The sequence below is a fragment of the Ruegeria sp. CDSC054 genome (genome assembly GCF_059610645.1).
Map to the genome: position 1 here is coordinate 94,920 of NZ_JBXWOA010000006.1, position 16,604 is coordinate 111,523.

The window sequence follows — 16,604 nt, forward strand, 5'->3', positions numbered from 1 at the left end:
ACAGAGTGGCAGACTTGTACCCAGATTTTCCTACCAACGAAATCTTGGTGGCCAAATCTTTGATATGATTAAAATTTACTTTCTGCCGATTTGAGCCGTAAGGCAGAAACTCTAAACGCGACTAACTCGGTTCCTTGCGGAGTGGCCCGTCATATCGGTTTTTCTTTTGGCGGTTCCCACAAACGAAACGTTCAAGGTGAATAAAATGACAGTGAATTTGAAACTCCCCTCGGTTGCCGCTGTTCTGGCGATGACCACGGCGATCCCTGCTGCTGCTGAACTAAAGTACGAAAACAACAGCGGCGGTTATGTGGTGCTGTACGGTCAGCTTGATCCGGTGATCGTATCGGTCGATGACGGCCAGGAGACCGAGACCCGGTTGCTGGATAATGACCTGTCCAACAGCCGCGTGGGTTTGCGAGTCATGCAGCCCTATGGCAGCAATGAGTTTATGTTCCGGTTCGAAACGGGCCTGGGTCTGCCAAGTACGGGGTCAGCAAACCAGAATGGCACCAACACAAGCGGTTGGACCCGCGAAGACATCCGCCATGTCGATTTCTCGCTTAAAGGTGGATACGGCAAGTTTTCTGCCGGTCAGGGCAGCATGGCCTCGGACGGGGCCGCCGAAACGGATTTGTCCTACGTCGGGACAGCTTTGTATTCTTTCACAAACGATGAAAACGGCGCGTTTTTCTACCGAGGAGCAGACGGTGTCCTGAGTGGGATCACCGTTGGCGACTCGGCCAGCAACTTTGATGGCGCGCGTCGGGGCAGGGTCCGGTATGACACGCCCGATTTCAACGGCTTCTCCGCGGCGATTGCTTATGGTCAGAACATTCTGTCCAGCAGCGACGATGACGATTATTACGATCTCGCGGTCAAGTACCGGAACACCTTCACCAACGGTGTCGAGTTCGCAGCGAGCATTGCCTACGCCGTAAGGGACTTCGATGGCCAACCCGGCGAGCGCAAGGATACCATCGGGTCCGCGTCGGTCCTGTTGCCCAGCGGGTTCAGCTTTACTGCAGCCCTCGGCACGCGGGACGATACCTCTACCGGCGCCAGCGACCCGGACTATTGGTACACTAAACTTGCTTATGAAGGGGATTGGGTGTCCTGGGGTAAAACCGGCGTTGGCATCGACTATTTCGACGGTTCTGATTTTGAAAATCAGGGGTCCAGCACCAAGTCCTGGGGTATTGCCGTTGTCCAGCGGATCGACGCGATCAACACAGACGCCTACCTGAAATACCGTAACCACGATTTCGACGACACGGTCGACTTTGACAAGAACGAAGCCTGGGTGCTGGGTGCGCTCTGGAAGTTCTGACGACGTTTCCCCGTAAACTAACGGCGCCCCGGTCTGACTGGGGCGTTTTTTTGTTCAAATCGGCGGCAAAACAAGGCTGATCTGGCCATTGCCTCTTGCACGTAAGCGGCTGGGCAAATAGAAGGCGTCAAATTTGCCCGGCGCGCCGTTTTGCGCGCCCCGAATCCTATGGGGACTACCATAATGCAGGTTACTGAGACGCTGAACGAAGGTCTGAAACGCGGCTACAATATCATCGTATCCGCAGCCGAGCTGGACGACAAAGTTAACGAGAAACTGGTCGAAGCGCAGCCGGAAGTCGAAATGAAGGGTTTCCGCAAAGGCAAAGTGCCGATGGCATTGCTGAAAAAGCAGTTCGGTCAGCGCCTGTTGGGCGAAGCGATGCAGGAAAGCATCGATGGTGCGATGAACCAGCATTTTGAAGACAGCGGCGAGCGCCCTGCGCTTCAGCCCGAGGTCAAAATGACCAACGAAGACTGGAAAGAAGGCGACGACGTCGAGGTCGCAATGTCTTATGAGGCACTGCCTGCGATCCCCGAAGTTGACCTGAAATCGGTCGAGCTGGAAAAGCTGGTTGTCAAAGCAGACGACGCAGCCATCGAAGAAGCGCTGAACAGCCTGGCCGAAACCGCGCAGGACTTCAAAGCGCGCCGCAAGGGTTCGAAAGCCAAGGACGGCGATCAGGTTGTGATCGACTTTGTTGGCAAAGTTGACGGCGAAGAGTTCGAAGGTGGTTCGGCTGAAGACTATCCGCTGGTACTGGGTTCCAACAGCTTCATCCCCGGCTTTGAAGAGCAGCTGGTTGGTGTCAAGGCCGAAGAAGTCAAAGACGTCAACGTTTCCTTCCCCGAGGAATACGGCGCAGAGCATCTGGCCGGCAAAGACGCCGTATTCACCTGCACCATCAAAGAGGTGAAGGAACCTGTTGCTGCAGAGGTAAACGACGAGTTGGCGACCAAGTTCGGCGCAGAAGATCTGGCCGCGCTGAAAGGTCAAATCGCCGAGCGTTTGGAAGCGGAATATTCCGGTGCATCGCGCGCTGTTATGAAGCGTGGCCTGCTGGACGCGCTGGACGAGAAGGTCTCGTTCGACCTGCCTCCGTCGCTGGTTGAAGCCGAAGCCAAGCAGATCGCACATCAGCTATGGCACGAGGAAAACCCGGAAGTGGAAGGTCACGACCACGCCGAGATCGAGCCCACAGACGAGCACAACAAGCTAGCCGAACGCCGCGTGCGTCTGGGCCTGCTGTTGGCTGAACTGGGTCAGAAGGCCGAGGTTGAGGTCACCGACTCTGAGATGACCCAGGCGATCATGAACCAGGCACGTCAGTACCCTGGTCAGGAACGTCAGTTCTTTGAGTTTGTGCAGCAGAACGCTCAGATGCAGCAACAGCTGCGCGCGCCGATCTTCGAAGACAAAGTCATCGATTATGTCTTTGAACTGGCTCAGGTCGCGGACAAAGAAGTCAGCAAAGACGATCTGCAGAAAGCCGTTGAGGCACTGGACGAGGAGTAATCCTCGTTCGCCCATCCCCGTGGGCGCAAAAAAATACGGAGCCGTCTGAAATTAGACGGCTCCGCTTGGGTGGCTTTAACTTATGAGGTGAGGGGGTCAGGCCTCATGAGCAAAAGCACGGGGGGTTCTTAGCAGAGCGGTCTTCTGCTCTGGCGTGAAGCGGTCCGAAAGCGCTTCGATCAGTTTCAGCACTGATTCAACTTCGGCTTTCGATGTTGCCGAACTCATCTGTTCGACAAAGTATTTTTCCAACTGCGTCAGAGGCTGGTGGTCATAATTCGCGGCACTTGGCTTGGCCTTTGCCCGTTCAACCAGTTCCAAGGCCTGTTCGTCGGTCAGGAAGACATCGTGTTCAATGTCGGCGTAATCCCGAATTCCAGCGATCCGTTCATCCGAACAGTCCATAAGGGCGGCCATGGCCACAACCTTGCCCATCGGCTTGGCAGTTCCAAGATAATCGTAAGGCGCATTGCCGGACCGTTGCAGGACGCGGTTCATCACCGGGTCTATCACGGCGATAGAGTCCAGAACACCGGCCATCTTGGCATATTCGAACGAGCCGATCATTACCTCGCTGGTGACGTAAGAAACGGAGTTTTCTCCGCGTCCTCGCCCAAGCTTTTTGGTATCGACGCAAAACCGGGTTGCTTCCCAGACCTGAGCGCTGCGGATCGGCGGTTCGCCGTCCAGAATTGAATGAAAAACGTCGGACAGCATGTGTGGCCCGGTCGTTTGCAGTAGTCGCATGCACCCAACGACGTCCCCCTCGTCATTGATGCTGACTACATGTGCTGGATGAAGGTCGTCAAAATAGTCGCGTTCGCGCCCATCGACAATGTTTACATCCCAACCAAGGCGGTCGCCGAAAACGCGCGCGCGCAGTTTGTACATCTCGTCCAAGACATGCTTAAACTTATTTTGGTTGATACCATCAATTACGATGATCATTTCCATCCCCCTACAGTCTGGTTACCGTAAGGATGACGTTAACTTAGATTTGAGCTAAGACTATTGGGGGTTTCCCGTATTTTTTAATCTTTTTTGATTATCCTGGGGCAATTAGGCCCAATCCAATAGCTCTTCCAATGGCTTGCGGTGTTGTCAACGCGCCCATTTTTTCGCGGCCAGACCGCATGTGAACTTCGACGGTTCGGTGTGAAATTGACAGGATATCACCGATGTCCTGCTGTGATTTTCCATCCGCAACCCACTGCAGGATCTCTTTCTCTCGCGTCGAAAGAGCTGGTAAATAGAGCGCTTTGGCCAACAGGCCAGACTGCATCACGGTATCATGCGCTGTAACTGCGGCCATCTGCAGGTCCCCCATCACATGTTTCTTCAGCTTTGCCCACTCGGAATCCGAGCAATTTCGGGTCACATTCAGCAGGCCACATTCCCCGTACGGGCCACGTACCGGAACGGTTAAGCCACGGGAAGTAATGCCAAAATCATGCGCATCCCGAAAAACCGAATGGAACTTTTCGTCGTGATTAAATCTGCCCCAGTCCACCGGAGCGATGCTGAGCGCAGATTGATACAAGGTCGGATCGAAATGGTGGAAACCTTGGCTGCCATAGTGAATCTTCCATTCGTCCGGGTAGTTGGCATATCCCTGAACATCACCCTTTACAGGGTTAAAAGTGGCGTAAGATGCGTAATCGAATCCCAATTCATCGCAGACAGCATTAATTATGTCGGCTGCCGACTTTTCCTCGTGGTCGATCGCGGCCAAGTCTATAAGTTTCACCTGTCCAACCTTTGCGGCGGCAAATCTTTCCCCAAAGAAATGCCAAGTCTGTCCATTTCACCGAATACGTTGCGTCAACTGTGGTGCCTGACGCAAGCTAATTATACATATCGCTTAAGCATAATGCGTGGTTATGGCAACAGAATACCTTAGCGATTGCATAAGCCATTATTGCAACCTTTACGCTAATGACAAGTTATATCCTTACCCAACGTCACTCTGACCTTAGGCCAGTTTCAACCAGCATCCCGGCGGCCTTCGCCTCGGGGTAGTAACCTTTGGCATAAAGGAAGATAGCCCGCTTCTGGTCGCCATCTGACAAGAGCCACGCCCCACGCAGGTATTTTCCGGCGAACTCCAGATTGGTGTCTGCATCCAACAAACCCTGTGCGTTGCCTTTGTACCCCATGGATCGCGCTGTCGCGGGTAGGATCTGCAGCAACCCGTAATAGGGGCTGTTGACCGCCCATGGCCGGTGCGTGCTTTCCCTTATGGCGAGCTTGTGCAACAGCTCGCGTGGCAATTCATAATGGTCAGCCCACTTGTTGATTGAGGCGCGCAATTCAGGGGTTTCGTTGGGGTATAGCTGCGGATCAAAAGGGGCATTGCGAGAGCTCTGCTTGCCATCCAGGCCACCACAGGCAGCTAGGGCAGGTGCGCCGAGTAATGCAACAAGTAGAGCGCGTCGCGTGTAGTGGGGCATGTGTAGTCTCCGGATGGGGTTTGGGGCATGATAGTCCTGCCGAACGCAACCGCAAGCAGACAGCCAGCCCGCGTGCTGATTTATGCCGGGTCTCGCTGCGTCACAATCCGGTGCCAGAGTGTTCCTTATTGGTCAGCTCGGAAAGGCGGGTTGTCACATATCGACCTGGAACCACAAAATGATATCCGCAAACCAGGTCTTGTTCTCTGTCGCGCGAAACTGAACGGTGTTATTGATCCCCGGGTTCAGAACAGTTCCGGGGAAGGTCTCCCATAATCCACGAATGTCGCCGCCCGACATGGATGGGCCGTAGATAAAGGTATCGTTTATCTCGATCTGAAAGGCCCCTCCGGACGGCGTTGCCCAGGCTTTGAAGGCGAGGATCGGTTTCGCGCGGTTGGTTCCGATGATCAGGTTGGAAGGGATTGGGTCGCTGAAGGTTTGGCTTTCTCCGGGGTTTAAAGAGAATGAGCCGTCGTTCACAACGATGTAGTCGCACAAGGATGCCATGGTGATTTCTCCTGCCGGATCGCGGTCCGCCCAGATGCGCGATCACGCAATTTGCTAATAAAATGAACTTCAAAAAAATACGGCTGGGGCGGCAGGGGCCGCGTGACCATAGGATAGCACAATTTCCATCCAGATTCATGGTCGGGCCGGACGTCGCTCGTTGTCACGGCCTGAGGGTCGAACACAAAAAAAGGCCGCGCCTTTCAGCGCGGCCAATCAATCTTTCAAAAGTAGCCAGATCAGGCTTTGGCTTCGTCTTCCTCAGCCGGGGCCTCTTCGGCAACCAGATCGTCATCGTCAGAAGCTGCGGATCCGATATCGTCAAACAGTTCGGCGATTTCGAATTCTGCGGCGGCCTCTTCTTCGGCAGCCAGTTCCTGGATCGACTTGCCCGAAGCCTGCAGTTCGGCTTCTTCTTGCGAGCGGGCAACGTTCATCTGGATCTTGACTTCGACTTCGGGGTGCAGCTTGACCGCCAGCGAGTGCAGGCCCAGCTCTTTGATCGGTGCGATCAGAGCGATCTGCTTTTTGTCGACGGTGAAACCAGCTTCGGTTGCGGCATCTGCGGCGTCACGCGGGGTGACCGAACCGTACAGAGCACCAGCATCCGATGCCGAGCGGATCACGATGAACTGCTGACCGTCCAGCTTTTTAGCCAGAGATTCAGCTTCTTTCTTGGTTTCCAGGTTGCGCGCCTCAAGCTGCGCTTTTTGGGATTCGAACGACGCAATGTTGGCGTTCGAAGCGCTCAGCGCTTTGCCTTGGGGCAGCAGAAAGTTGCGGGCGTAGCCAGGCTTGACGTCAACGACGTCGCCCATCTGACCCAGTTTCGCAACGCGTTCCAGCAGGATAACTTGCATATCAGTCTCTCCTTACTTCACAGCGTATGGCAGCAGGGCGAGGAAGCGGGCGCGCTTGATAGCACGGGCCAGTTCACGCTGCTTTTTCGCCGAAACGGCGGTGATGCGCGAGGGAACGATCTTGCCACGCTCAGAGATGTAGCGCTGCAGCAGGCGTGTGTCTTTGTAATCGATCTTCGGCGCGTTGTCGCCCGAGAACGGGCAGACCTTGCGGCGGCGGAAAAATGGTTTTGCGGCCATGGTATATGTCCTTTCGTCAGGCGTTGATCAGCGGCGCTCGCGGCGGCCTTCGCGCTCGTCGCGCTTCTGCATCTGGACCGAAGGGCCCTCGTTGTGCTCGTCGACCTTGATGGTCAGAACGCGCATAACGTCGTCATGCAGGCGCATCAGGCGCTCCATTTCCTGAACGGCGCCAGCTGGGGCGTCGGTCTTCAGGAAGGAATAGTGACCCTTGCGGTTCTTGTTGATCTTGTAGGCCATCGTCTTGACGCCCCAGTACTCGCTTTCGACGACGTTGCCGCCGTTGTCAGCCAGAACGGTGCCGAAATGTTCGACGAGGCTTTCTGCCTGCGCGTTGGACAGGTCCTGACGCGCGATCATTACATGCTCATACAGTGGCATGTGCACTCCTGTTTATATCAAGGCGCATTTCAAAGGCGGGGCCGGTTCGTCCTTCGCGACCCTGCCACGAGAGGCTGCGCGATTCTTAACTCTTGCGAAGGATGGCCCCATATACACCATTCGCGTCGGGGGGCAAGGGCCGTCACACATGCCTTGGTGAAGTCGCGCTATTTCCATTGCGCTGCCCAATTCCTGACTCTTTTCGGCTCAAAGTTGTTTTACATACCGGGAACTAACCGGACAGACCGAACCAAAGACGGCAACGTGAACTAGGGTACAGAGAAATGACCGCGATGAACACGAATACCATCGAGAAGTCTGCGAACAGCACGACTTATGATCAATCGGTTCCAATTCTTATCGCATTTGCGCCGAATTGGAGGGCACGCACTATTCTGGCACGCGTCGCCGGCGCGTTTTTGATCATTGTGGCGTTTTCCATGTGGCTGATGTCGGGTGCGGTGATGGCAACCGAGGTTTGGCCGATCAAGCTGGCTGCGTCGCTGACGTTCCTACTGATCGGTGTCAGCCTGCTGACCATTCAGGTGCTCGATGCGCGCCCCGATGCCTATTTTGATCCGATCCGCCGCGAAGTACGCGTGCTGCAAAAGAATGAAAACGGCCGTCCTCAGACAGTACTGCGCCGCAGCTATGACACCCTGGGTGGTGCCCGGTTCGATGATGATCAGGTCGAACTCTATGACGTGGACGGTAGCCTGCTGATGAAATTGCCGCTGCAATCGGCGGATGTTGGCCGAGCGCTGAAGGGCCAATTGAGCGGAAGTGTAACGATCTTCGCCTGATTTTCACTTCTGTTCATTTAGGAACAGAAATTGTTAGAGAATAAGTCTTGTGTGCCGCCCTTGGGCGGCACATTTTCTTTATCGAGCATTCCGATTGGTTTGCATTCACAACATTTTTGGAGATTTTCATGAAATCCACCCTTCTTGCTGCTGCACTGGCCGTATCGGCGACCTCGGCATTTGCCAGCGCCGAGAAATACGTTCTGGACCCCAGCCACAGCCAGGTAGTTTTCAACTACAACCACCTTGGTTTTTCCACCACGACTGGCATGTTCTCGGGTTTTGAGGGCGAAATCATGTTCGATCAGGAAAACCCGGCAGATTCCAGCGTGAGCGTGTCGATGCCAGTGGTCGAAATGATCACCGGCTGGAAGCCGCGCGAAGATCACTTCATGACCGAAGACTTCTTTGGCGTTGCCGAGGGTGACCTGATTTCGTTCACCTCGACCGGTATCGAAGTCACCGGTGAAAACACCGCGAACATCACCGGCGACCTGACCATGAACGGCGTGACCAAGTCGGTCGTTCTGGACGCCAAGCTGAACCAAGTTGGCGAGCATCCGATGGCGGGCAAGCCCTGGGCCGGATTTGATGCCACCACGACACTGGTCCGAAGCGAGTTCGACCTGGGCCAGTTCGCACCGTTTGTAAGCGATGAGGTTGAGGTTCGTATTTCGGTAGAGGCGCAAAAGGCCGAGTAAGCCTGCCGTATATGCAAAAAGAAACCGCCGGGACCCGTCAGGTCTCGGCGGTTTTTTCTTTACTCGGCTTGGGTGGCTGTCAGTTCAACGGCTACTTTGACGGCAAAGGCCAGCGAATCTTCGGTTGGCTGCGACGTGCCAACGTCATAGTCCAAACGGTTCAATTCCAATTCACCCTGCATTTTTGCCGTACCGTCCTGCAGGTCCAGCTCGAACGGCAAGACGACGTCCATGGTTTTGTCCCGGATGGTTAAGGTGCCGCGTGCCTCATAGGCCAGATCGGTCTTGAACAGTTCGGCGTTGAAATTTGCGGTCGGGAACTGAGCGCTGTCAAAGAAGTCCGATCCCATAGCCTGCTGTGTCACGGTGCCAATGGTCAATGAGCCGATGGCGATTGTCACATCAACAGCCCCGGCCGGTCCGGATTCCGCAGGGTCGTCGAATGTGATTGCCGCAGTCCAATCAGAGAACGCTCCGCTGACGGGGCTGCCCAACTGGGTGATCGTGATCGACAAAGTGCCTTCCTGCACCTGCCAGTCGGATTGCACCGCCTCCAGTTCGGCAGATGCATTATCACCGGTCGGATGTGCCGAGTAGGCTCCGTCGAACCACCCGATGCTAAGAGCAACAGCCCAGATCACGACTGCTGCGACGACGGGGGCAGGTGAGTGCCATTGCGTTGGCGGTTCCGGCAAATCCACCCGTCCTGGCATCATACGGCGCAATGTGCTGTCTTTGTCGATCACGTGATGCTTGAGCGCGCCAACGATATGCAAAACCAGAGCACCGACCAGCACCAGCATCAGGACGAAGTGTAACCCGGCGCTTGTTTCGGCCAACGCGGGGGATTTGGGCACAAAGGGCAAGTTCTGACCGAACGGCCAGAGGATCGGCGCAAACCCCTCGGTGGCCGCATGGTGAATCCAGCCTGTCAGGGGAACCAGAACCAGCGAGCCATACAACAGCCAGTGGACGGTTTCAGCCGCAAATGCCTCGGGCTTGTTTTCAGCATTGAGCAATCCCGGCTTGGGTTGGCTGATCGCCCACAAGATACGGGCAAGCGCCACGAAAAAGACCGTTACACCGACAGTTTTGTGCAGCGAAAACAGCTGCGCCGCCTGTTGCAGGTCTTCCGGTGTCGTTGGAATGGTCGGGTCTTCGATTGCGTGTGCCAGTTGGTTTGCAAACCACCCAATCGGCAGCGCCGTCAGAATGAGCAAGGCTGTCAGCCAGTGGAAGGTTTTCGAAACGCCTCCATAGCTTTGTGTGGTGTTGGCAAGGGGCATTGGTTTGCGACTCCGATCTGTTTGCTGTGGCCACCCTAAATGCAGCCGGGGCCGACACAATAGCCTCTGACGCACAGAATGCGTGTCAGGATGCAGAGCTTGTGCCGCTCGTTCACTCGGTTTACACCCCATCGCAACCTAACGTCATCCAAGAGGTTGCAATGACACGCGCGTTCGTTTTTCCGGGGCAGGGCGCCCAGACCATCGGTATGGGCAAGGCACTGGCTGAGGCCTACCCGGCTGCACAGGCTGTTTTCGACGAGGTCGATGAAGCGCTGGGTGAAAAGCTGAGTGACCTGATCTGGAATGGTGACATTGCAGACCTGACCCTGACGCAGAACGCACAGCCCGCATTGATGGCAACCTCGATGGCCGCGATGTGTGCGTTGGAAGCCGAAGGTGTAGCCGTCACAGATGCTGCGTTCGTGGCGGGGCACTCGTTGGGGGAATACTCGGCGTTGGCCGCTGTTGACGCGCTATCGGTTGCTGATACGGCGCGTCTGCTGCGCACCCGTGGTCAAGCGATGCAAAGCGCTGTGCCAGTTGGCGAAGGCGCGATGGCCGCCATTCTGGGGCTGGACCTTGAGGCCGTGCGCGCAGTCGCAGAAGAGGCAGCGCAAGGTGAGGTCTGTCAGGCCGCGAACGACAACGATCCTACTCAGGTCGTTGTTTCAGGCGCAAAAGCAGCCGTGGAACGCGCCGCCGAGATTGCCAAGGAAAAAGGCGCAAAGCGCGCTGTAATGCTCCCTGTTAGTGCTCCGTTCCATTGTGCGCTGATGCAGCCTGCTGCCGATGTGATGGCAGAGGCACTGGCCGCGGTGGAAATCAAGGCTCCGGCGGTTCCGCTGATCGCCAATGTGCGGGCTGAGGCTGTCAGCGACCCGGACCTGATCCGTCAGTTGCTGGTCGAGCAGGTCACCGGGTCAGTGCGCTGGCGCGAGAGCGTGCAGTACATGGCGACGCAGGGCGTCACCGAGACTTGGGAGATCGGCGCAGGCAAGGCGCTTTCGGGGATGATCCGCAAGATCGACCGCGCGATTGCTGGCAAGGCTGTCGGCACGCCGGATGACGTGCAGAATGTGGTTAAGAGCGAATCATAAGAGCAATGTGCGACGCAAGTTGCGCTGCAAAAGGAAGATCGAATGTTTGATTTGACAAGTAAGAATGCGTTGATCACCGGTGCATCCGGCGGGATTGGCGGCGAGATTGCGCGCGTGCTGCACGGTGCGGGGGCCACGGTTGCGTTGTCGGGCACTCGTGTCGAACCGCTCGAGGCACTGGCCGCCGAGCTGGGTGAGCGGGCGCATGTCCTGCCGTGCAACCTGAGCGACGGTGAGGCCGTTGCGGCGCTGCCAAAGCAGGCGGCCGAGGCGATGGGCTCAGTTGATATTCTGGTCAACAACGCCGGGATCACGCGTGACAACCTGTTCATGCGCATGTCGGATGACGAATGGCAGAGCGTGATCGACGTGAACATGACCTCGACCGCCAAGCTGTGCAAAGGCGTCCTGCGGGGCATGATGAAAGCCCGTTGGGGTCGGATCATCAACATCTCGTCCGTGGTTGGCGCCACCGGCAACCCCGGTCAAGCAAACTATGCCGCATCCAAGGCGGGTATGGTCGGTATGACGAAGTCGTTGGCCTATGAAGTTGCCAGTCGTGGGATCACGGCTAACGCGGTTGCGCCCGGCTTCATCACCACAGCCATGACCGACAAGCTGACCGACGATCAGAAATCGGGCATTTTGGGGCAGGTTCCCGCCGGTCGCATGGGCGATGCGTCGGAAATTGCGGCGGCTGTTCTGTATCTTGCCAGCCCCGAAGCCGGATATGTTACCGGAACCACCTTGCATGTTAACGGCGGTATGGCCATGTTGTGAGCGCGGACAGGGGCAGGTGCGAAAGCGTTTGCCTCGCGCGTTGTCTATGCTATAGGCGGCGCATAAATGCTGGGGTCGACCAAATGGTCGGCCTTCTACTTTCCCGGTCATCCGGGACCCAACCGCCCGCACCGGGCAAATCAAAGCCAGCCTGAGCGGGCAAGGGCAGAACCGGGCACTAGGCCCTGAAAACGGAATGAGGAATAGACATGAGCGACGTCGCAGATCGCGTTAAAAAGATCGTTGTTGAGCACCTGGGTGTTGAAGAAGACAAAGTGACCGAAAACGCGTCCTTCATCGACGATCTGGGCGCAGACAGCCTGGACACTGTTGAGCTGGTTATGGCCTTCGAAGAAGAGTTCGGCATCGAAATCCCCGATGACGCAGCCGAGACCATCCAGACATTTGGCGACGCCGTCAAATTCATCTCGGAAGCTTCCTAAAGCTTCAAAATAATTAAAAAGCGGCGCTTCCGGGCAACGGAGGCGCCGTTTTTTTGTGCCTTGCCCAATTCCGCCTTGCAAGGTGCCGTATTCGTTCGCAACCTTTTACCCGAGGCACATAATTCAGAGCGGGAAGGGCATGATAAGATCCACCCCGATGATCAATACGGCCCGTTTGACGCTGAGCGGCATGCGGCCAGAGGATTTCAACCGGTTCGCCGAGATTTGGCGCAACCCATGCATCGTGCGACATATCGGCGGCAAGCCGCGGTCGCGCGGAGAGGCGTGGGATTCATTCCTTCGAAATGCCGGGCACTGGCAAATGGCCGGTTTCGGGCAATGGGCCGTGGTTCAGCAGTCGAATCGGCAGATGATCGGGCAGGCGGGGTTCTTCTACGGTAACCGCTCGATCGGCGAAGATTTTGACAGTTTCCCCGAGGCAGGCTGGATTTTGGTCCCCGAGTCACAAGGGCAGGGCTTGGGGTTAGAGGCCGCGCAGGCCGCGCATGATTGGTTTGACCGGATCATGCCTGGGCCATTGGTTGCAATGGTGAATTCGGAGAATTCTGCCTCGCAAAAGCTGGCGAACAAGCTGGGGTATGCCCCGATGCGTGAATGCGCGTACAATGGCAGCGACGTTACGCTACTGCGCCGCAATGGTCCGCCGCCGCGCCACTGACAATTTGAGACTTCCTGAATGCCGCAAACCGAACTTGGTTTGCCGATCCTGGTAAAAACGGGCTGATGTTCCGCGTGTATGGTACTCTGGATTTGCAGAGCGATTGAGCGGAGGAGCAAGCTCATGAGGATTTACCCCACGATGGAATTGCAGAACGGCCGGTGTGTCACACTGGACAAGGGCCGTCTGGACGACGCGATGATCTGGCATGTGAATCCGGCGGACACGGCACGCAGCTGGTCTGCGGCTGGTGCCACTTGGATGCACCTAACGGATTTCGATGCAATCGAAGGCCGCGACACCAACGCCGAATTGGTAGAGGAAATCATCCGCACGTCTGAGATGTCAGTGCAACTGGCCGGCGGTATGCGGACGCGAGAACAGGTCGAGTATTGGATCGACAAAGGCGCGGGACGGATCGTGATTGGCACACTGGCGGCCTGGGACCCGAATCTGGTCAAGGAGCTGGCCAAGCTTTACCCGGACCAAATCGTTCTGGCTGTGGATGTCTGGCAAGGACAGGTCATGACCGAAGGCTGGCGCAGCCAGAGTGCGTTTACGCCGGAAGCATTTATTGAGGCGTTCGAAGGTACGCCCTTTGCGGCAATTCTGGTGACCGATATCGACAGCGACATCGAAGACGTCGACGCGCAGCTGGGTCTGATCTCGGGTCTGGCGCAACTTTCGCGCACACCGGTAATCGCCAGCGGTGTCGTTCGGACATCAGATGACATCTCGCGCCTGGCCTATGTGCACAACATCTCGGGCGCGTTGGTTGGACGGGCATTGTTCCGCAAGACGGTTGACTTAGCGAATGCGCTTGATGTGGCCGAACAGGCTCACGAGCCGGTCGCTGAGTTCCAGTAAGTTTACCCCACAAGATATTGCCCCGGCTCTTTCAAATCTGCGAAAGGGTCGGGGCAAATTGTTTCGGCACAACCCGCACGGACGGACGGCCCGGCGAAATGGCGCCGGGATGGAATGTGCCGTTGCTCTTGCCCCCGGACCCCGGGCCGGGGTATGAGCGGTTCTCAAATAGGAAGCAGGCAAGAGGCATTTCATGCGCAGAGTCGTTGTAACCGGTCTGGGATTGGTCACTCCTTTGGCCAGCGGGGTCGAGGAATCTTGGTCACGGCTGTTGGATGGGGAATCCGGCGCAGGCCCGATCACCCAGTTTGATGCCGTAGAGAGCGGTGTCACCACGACCTATGCCTGCGAAGTTCCGCGCGGCGATGGAACCGACGGGACGTTTAACCCCGACGATTGGTTGCCGCCAAAAGAGCAACGCAAGATCGAAGACTTCATTCTGTATTCGATCGCGGCCGCCGACATGGCCTGCCAAGATGCCAATTGGCTGCCAGAGGATGAAGAAGACCGCCTGCGTACAGGCGTTCTGATCGGTTCCGGTATCGGCGGTTTGGGCTCTATTGCTGAAACGGCAAACCTGATCCGCGACAAAGGTCCGCGCCGTGTGTCGCCGTTCTTTATTCCCGGTGCGCTGATCAACCTGGCATCCGGTCAGGTGTCTATCCGCCACGGGTTCAAGGGGCCCAACCATTCGGTCGTGACAGCTTGTTCGACCGGTGCGCATGCCATTGGCGATGCCAGCCGCATCATTCGTTCAGGCGACGCGGAAGTCATGGTTGCTGGTGGCGGCGAAGGCTGCATCTGCGAGATTGGTATCGCTGGCTTTAACGCGTGCAAGGCGCTGTCGACGAAGTATGCCGACGATCCGAAGAAAGCCAGCCGCCCATATGACGTGGACCGTGATGGGTTTGTCATGGGCGAGGGCGCAGGCATCGTAGTTCTGGAAGAATACGAACACGCCAAGGCGCGCGGTGCAAAGATCTATGCCGAAGTGCTGGGCTATGGCATGTCCGGCGACGCTTATCACATCACCGCACCGTCCGAGGATGGTGATGGCGCTGAGCGTTCCATGAAAGCCGCATTGCGCAGCGCGGGCCTTGAGCCTTCGGACCTGGACTACATCAACGCGCATGGCACATCGACCATGGCGGATACGATCGAACTGGGCGCGGTAGAGCGCCTGTTGGGGGATCACGCCAGCAAGGCCACCATGACCTCAACCAAATCGGCCACTGGTCACCTTTTGGGTGCGGCTGGCGCGATTGAGGCGATCTTTTCGATCCTGGCGATCCGGGATCAAGTGGCTCCGCCGACGATCAATCTGGATAACCCCGCCGTTGAAACTCCGATCGATCTGGCGCCCAACGCCAAGCGTGAGCGTGAGATCAATGTGGCGTTGTCGAATTCGTTCGGCTTTGGCGGCACCAATGCCAGCGTGATCTTCGGAAAGGTCAGCTAAATGTTCCGGGCTCTTGCTTCGAATGCGCTGACCTTGCTGATCGTTGCCTTGTTCCTGATGGGCGGGCTGGTTGTGTGGGGGCAGTCGCAATACAAGGCCGAGGGTCCGCTAGAAACTGCCATGTGCCTGCAGGTCAGAAGCGGGTCGAATATGACCCGTGTCAGCCAAGAGCTTGAAGATGACGGAGCCATCAGCAGCGCCATGATCTTTCGCATGGCGGCGGACTACACGGATAAATCGCAGCAGCTGAAAGCCGGTAGCTTTCTGGTGCGCGAAGGCGCGTCAATGGAGCAGATCATCGACGAGATCACAAGCAGCGGTGCCAGCACCTGCGGGTCTGAGATTGAATACCGTATCGGTGTCACGCGCATCCAGACCCGGGTTCGCGAGTTGGACCCGGCAACGCTGGAGTTTGTCGAAATCGCTTCGTTTGATGTGACCGACGAAGAAATCCCTGCCGAATACGGTCAAAAGCGTGAAGAGGCCGATACCCGTTACCGGGTGTCTGTAGCCGAAGGCGTGACCTCATGGCAGGTGGCGCAAGGTTTGCAGGCGATTGAACCGCTGACAGGTGAGATTGCCGAGATCCCGGCCGAAGGGATGTTGGCGCCTGACAGCTATGATTTGGCACCGGGTGATGACCGGACGGCCGTTCTGCAGGCGATGCAAGACAAGCAACAATTGCGCATTAACGCAGTGTGGGAGAACCGCCAAGGCGACCTTCCCATCAGCAGCCCAGAGGAAATGCTGATCCTTGCGTCGATCATCGAAAAGGAAACCGGTGTTCCCAATGAACGCGGGCAGGTTGCAAGCGTCTTTGTGAACCGGCTTGAGCAGGGCATGAAACTGCAGACAGACCCGACGGTCATCTATGGCGTCACCAAGGGTCAAGGCACGTTGGGGCGCGGGCTGCGTCGCAGTGAGCTGCGCCGTGCAACGCCTTGGAATACTTATGTGATAGACGGTTTGCCGCCGACACCCATTGCCAATCCAGGTCTGGCTAGCCTTGAGGCAGCCGTTGCCCCGGAAGAGACCAACTTTGTCTTCTTTGTTGCGGATGGCACCGGGGGGCACGCATTCGCGGAAACCTTGCAGGAACACAATCGGAACGTCGCCAAGTGGCGAGAGATTGAGGCAGAGAGAAACAGCTCAAGCAACTAAGAAAAAAGGCCGCGTCGAAAACGCGGCCTTTTTCTTTTT

Annotated in this window: 19 protein-coding genes; 11 read left to right on the top strand and 8 right to left on the bottom strand. The window is 56.7% G+C overall.

Features of this window, described 5'->3' with window-relative positions; all coding sequences use genetic code 11:
- Nucleotides 1–205: 205 nt before the first annotated feature.
- Both AC2FGC_RS13630 and tig read left to right on the top strand, forming a co-directional pair.
- Nucleotides 206–1,330 (top strand): porin, encoded by a 1,125-nt coding sequence (locus AC2FGC_RS13630; protein ID WP_496723455.1) that lies wholly within the window; start codon nucleotides 206–208, stop codon nucleotides 1,328–1,330.
- Nucleotides 1,331–1,513: 183 nt separating this feature from the next.
- Nucleotides 1,514–2,845: a trigger factor gene (tig, locus tag AC2FGC_RS13635; protein ID WP_282151585.1), complete on the top strand. Its 1,332-nt coding sequence runs from the start codon at nucleotides 1,514–1,516 to the stop codon at nucleotides 2,843–2,845.
- A 96-nt stretch (nucleotides 2,846–2,941) separates the two neighbouring features.
- Here tig and AC2FGC_RS13640 read toward each other — a convergent pair whose 3' ends face one another.
- The 7 genes from AC2FGC_RS13640 to rpsF all read right to left on the bottom strand — a co-directional run bounded on the left by AC2FGC_RS13640 (nucleotide 2,942) and on the right by rpsF (nucleotide 7,286).
- Nucleotides 2,942–3,793: an acyl-homoserine-lactone synthase gene (locus tag AC2FGC_RS13640; protein WP_496782623.1), complete on the bottom strand. Its 852-nt coding sequence runs from the start codon at nucleotides 3,791–3,793 to the stop codon at nucleotides 2,942–2,944.
- A 97-nt stretch (nucleotides 3,794–3,890) separates the two neighbouring features.
- Entirely contained in the window at nucleotides 3,891–4,592 is a 702-nt protein-coding gene (locus tag AC2FGC_RS13645) for a LuxR family transcriptional regulator (protein WP_058274014.1), read from the bottom strand.
- 214 nt (nucleotides 4,593–4,806) lie between these two features.
- Complete coding sequence (locus AC2FGC_RS13650) at nucleotides 4,807–5,295, bottom strand: transglycosylase SLT domain-containing protein (protein ID WP_496782625.1); 489 nt, start codon at nucleotides 5,293–5,295, stop codon at nucleotides 4,807–4,809.
- A gap of 153 nt (nucleotides 5,296–5,448) precedes the next feature.
- Entirely contained in the window at nucleotides 5,449–5,805 is a 357-nt protein-coding gene (locus tag AC2FGC_RS13655; RefSeq protein ID WP_496723449.1) for a hypothetical protein, read from the bottom strand.
- Nucleotides 5,806–6,044: 239 nt separating this feature from the next.
- Nucleotides 6,045–6,665: a 50S ribosomal protein L9 gene (rplI, locus tag AC2FGC_RS13660; protein ID WP_496782627.1), complete on the bottom strand. Its 621-nt coding sequence runs from the start codon at nucleotides 6,663–6,665 to the stop codon at nucleotides 6,045–6,047.
- A 12-nt stretch (nucleotides 6,666–6,677) separates the two neighbouring features.
- Nucleotides 6,678–6,905 (bottom strand): 30S ribosomal protein S18, encoded by a 228-nt coding sequence (rpsR, locus tag AC2FGC_RS13665; protein WP_005982441.1) that lies wholly within the window; start codon nucleotides 6,903–6,905, stop codon nucleotides 6,678–6,680.
- Nucleotides 6,906–6,932: 27 nt separating this feature from the next.
- Nucleotides 6,933–7,286, bottom strand: a complete 354-nt coding sequence (gene rpsF, locus AC2FGC_RS13670) for a 30S ribosomal protein S6 (protein WP_082637099.1) — start codon at nucleotides 7,284–7,286, stop codon at nucleotides 6,933–6,935.
- Nucleotides 7,287–7,570: 284 nt separating this feature from the next.
- On the opposite strand from rpsF, the gene AC2FGC_RS13675 reads away from it, so the two are divergent.
- Together AC2FGC_RS13675 and AC2FGC_RS13680 are read left to right on the top strand one after the other, a co-directional pair.
- Nucleotides 7,571–8,089, top strand: coding sequence for a hypothetical protein (locus AC2FGC_RS13675; protein ID WP_496723447.1), 519 nt, complete (start codon nucleotides 7,571–7,573; stop codon nucleotides 8,087–8,089).
- 128 nt (nucleotides 8,090–8,217) lie between these two features.
- Nucleotides 8,218–8,790, top strand: a complete 573-nt coding sequence (locus AC2FGC_RS13680; protein WP_109311412.1) for a YceI family protein — start codon at nucleotides 8,218–8,220, stop codon at nucleotides 8,788–8,790.
- 59 nt (nucleotides 8,791–8,849) lie between these two features.
- Here the strand turns inward: AC2FGC_RS13680 and AC2FGC_RS13685 are convergent, their stop codons facing one another.
- The gene (locus AC2FGC_RS13685) at nucleotides 8,850–10,076 is read right to left on the bottom strand and encodes a cytochrome b/b6 domain-containing protein (RefSeq protein ID WP_496723444.1); all 1,227 of its coding nucleotides are present in this window, start codon (nucleotides 10,074–10,076) and stop codon (nucleotides 8,850–8,852) included.
- 161 nt (nucleotides 10,077–10,237) lie between these two features.
- Between AC2FGC_RS13685 and fabD the strand changes: the two genes are divergently transcribed.
- From fabD to mltG, 7 genes are all read left to right on the top strand, one after another.
- Nucleotides 10,238–11,176, top strand: a complete 939-nt coding sequence (gene fabD / locus AC2FGC_RS13690) for an ACP S-malonyltransferase (RefSeq protein WP_496723442.1) — start codon at nucleotides 10,238–10,240, stop codon at nucleotides 11,174–11,176.
- 42 nt (nucleotides 11,177–11,218) lie between these two features.
- Complete coding sequence (fabG, locus tag AC2FGC_RS13695) at nucleotides 11,219–11,956, top strand: 3-oxoacyl-[acyl-carrier-protein] reductase (protein WP_496723440.1); 738 nt, start codon at nucleotides 11,219–11,221, stop codon at nucleotides 11,954–11,956.
- A 209-nt stretch (nucleotides 11,957–12,165) separates the two neighbouring features.
- Complete coding sequence (locus tag AC2FGC_RS13700) at nucleotides 12,166–12,399, top strand: acyl carrier protein (RefSeq protein ID WP_005982462.1); 234 nt, start codon at nucleotides 12,166–12,168, stop codon at nucleotides 12,397–12,399.
- Between the two features lie 139 nt (nucleotides 12,400–12,538).
- Nucleotides 12,539–13,078 (top strand): GNAT family N-acetyltransferase, encoded by a 540-nt coding sequence (locus AC2FGC_RS13705; RefSeq protein ID WP_496723438.1) that lies wholly within the window; start codon nucleotides 12,539–12,541, stop codon nucleotides 13,076–13,078.
- A gap of 123 nt (nucleotides 13,079–13,201) precedes the next feature.
- The gene (locus tag AC2FGC_RS13710; protein ID WP_496723436.1) at nucleotides 13,202–13,945 is read left to right on the top strand and encodes a 1-(5-phosphoribosyl)-5-[(5-phosphoribosylamino)methylideneamino]imidazole-4-carboxamide isomerase; all 744 of its coding nucleotides are present in this window, start codon (nucleotides 13,202–13,204) and stop codon (nucleotides 13,943–13,945) included.
- 193 nt (nucleotides 13,946–14,138) lie between these two features.
- Nucleotides 14,139–15,404 carry a beta-ketoacyl-ACP synthase II gene (fabF, locus tag AC2FGC_RS13715; RefSeq protein WP_496723434.1) on the top strand — a complete coding sequence of 422 codons (1,266 nt, stop codon included), beginning with the start codon at nucleotides 14,139–14,141 and terminating at the stop codon, nucleotides 15,402–15,404.
- Nucleotides 15,405–16,565 carry an endolytic transglycosylase MltG gene (mltG, locus tag AC2FGC_RS13720; protein ID WP_496723432.1) on the top strand — a complete coding sequence of 387 codons (1,161 nt, stop codon included), beginning with the start codon at nucleotides 15,405–15,407 and terminating at the stop codon, nucleotides 16,563–16,565. It abuts the gene before it with no gap.
- Nucleotides 16,566–16,604 lie beyond the last annotated feature (39 nt).

Coding starts and splice junctions, on each gene's coding strand:
- fabF (WP_496723434.1), top strand. CDS start 14,139: ATGCGCAGAGTCGTTGTAACCGGTCTGGGATTGGTCACTCCTTTGGCC.
- rplI (WP_496782627.1), bottom strand. CDS start 6,665: ATGCAAGTTATCCTGCTGGAACGCGTTGCGAAACTGGGTCAGATGGGC.
- tig (WP_282151585.1), top strand. CDS start 1,514: ATGCAGGTTACTGAGACGCTGAACGAAGGTCTGAAACGCGGCTACAAT.
- fabG (WP_496723440.1), top strand. CDS start 11,219: ATGTTTGATTTGACAAGTAAGAATGCGTTGATCACCGGTGCATCCGGC.
- mltG (WP_496723432.1), top strand. CDS start 15,405: ATGTTCCGGGCTCTTGCTTCGAATGCGCTGACCTTGCTGATCGTTGCC.
- rpsF (WP_082637099.1), bottom strand. CDS start 7,286: ATGCCACTGTATGAGCATGTAATGATCGCGCGTCAGGACCTGTCCAAC.
- AC2FGC_RS13650 (WP_496782625.1), bottom strand. CDS start 5,295: ATGCCCCACTACACGCGACGCGCTCTACTTGTTGCATTACTCGGCGCA.
- fabD (WP_496723442.1), top strand. CDS start 10,238: ATGACACGCGCGTTCGTTTTTCCGGGGCAGGGCGCCCAGACCATCGGT.
- AC2FGC_RS13700 (WP_005982462.1), top strand. CDS start 12,166: ATGAGCGACGTCGCAGATCGCGTTAAAAAGATCGTTGTTGAGCACCTG.
- AC2FGC_RS13710 (WP_496723436.1), top strand. CDS start 13,202: ATGAGGATTTACCCCACGATGGAATTGCAGAACGGCCGGTGTGTCACA.
- AC2FGC_RS13640 (WP_496782623.1), bottom strand. CDS start 3,793: ATGATCATCGTAATTGATGGTATCAACCAAAATAAGTTTAAGCATGTC.
- AC2FGC_RS13655 (WP_496723449.1), bottom strand. CDS start 5,805: ATGGCATCCTTGTGCGACTACATCGTTGTGAACGACGGCTCATTCTCT.
- rpsR (WP_005982441.1), bottom strand. CDS start 6,905: ATGGCCGCAAAACCATTTTTCCGCCGCCGCAAGGTCTGCCCGTTCTCG.
- AC2FGC_RS13630 (WP_496723455.1), top strand. CDS start 206: ATGACAGTGAATTTGAAACTCCCCTCGGTTGCCGCTGTTCTGGCGATG.
- AC2FGC_RS13680 (WP_109311412.1), top strand. CDS start 8,218: ATGAAATCCACCCTTCTTGCTGCTGCACTGGCCGTATCGGCGACCTCG.
- AC2FGC_RS13705 (WP_496723438.1), top strand. CDS start 12,539: ATGATAAGATCCACCCCGATGATCAATACGGCCCGTTTGACGCTGAGC.
- AC2FGC_RS13675 (WP_496723447.1), top strand. CDS start 7,571: ATGACCGCGATGAACACGAATACCATCGAGAAGTCTGCGAACAGCACG.
- AC2FGC_RS13685 (WP_496723444.1), bottom strand. CDS start 10,076: ATGCCCCTTGCCAACACCACACAAAGCTATGGAGGCGTTTCGAAAACC.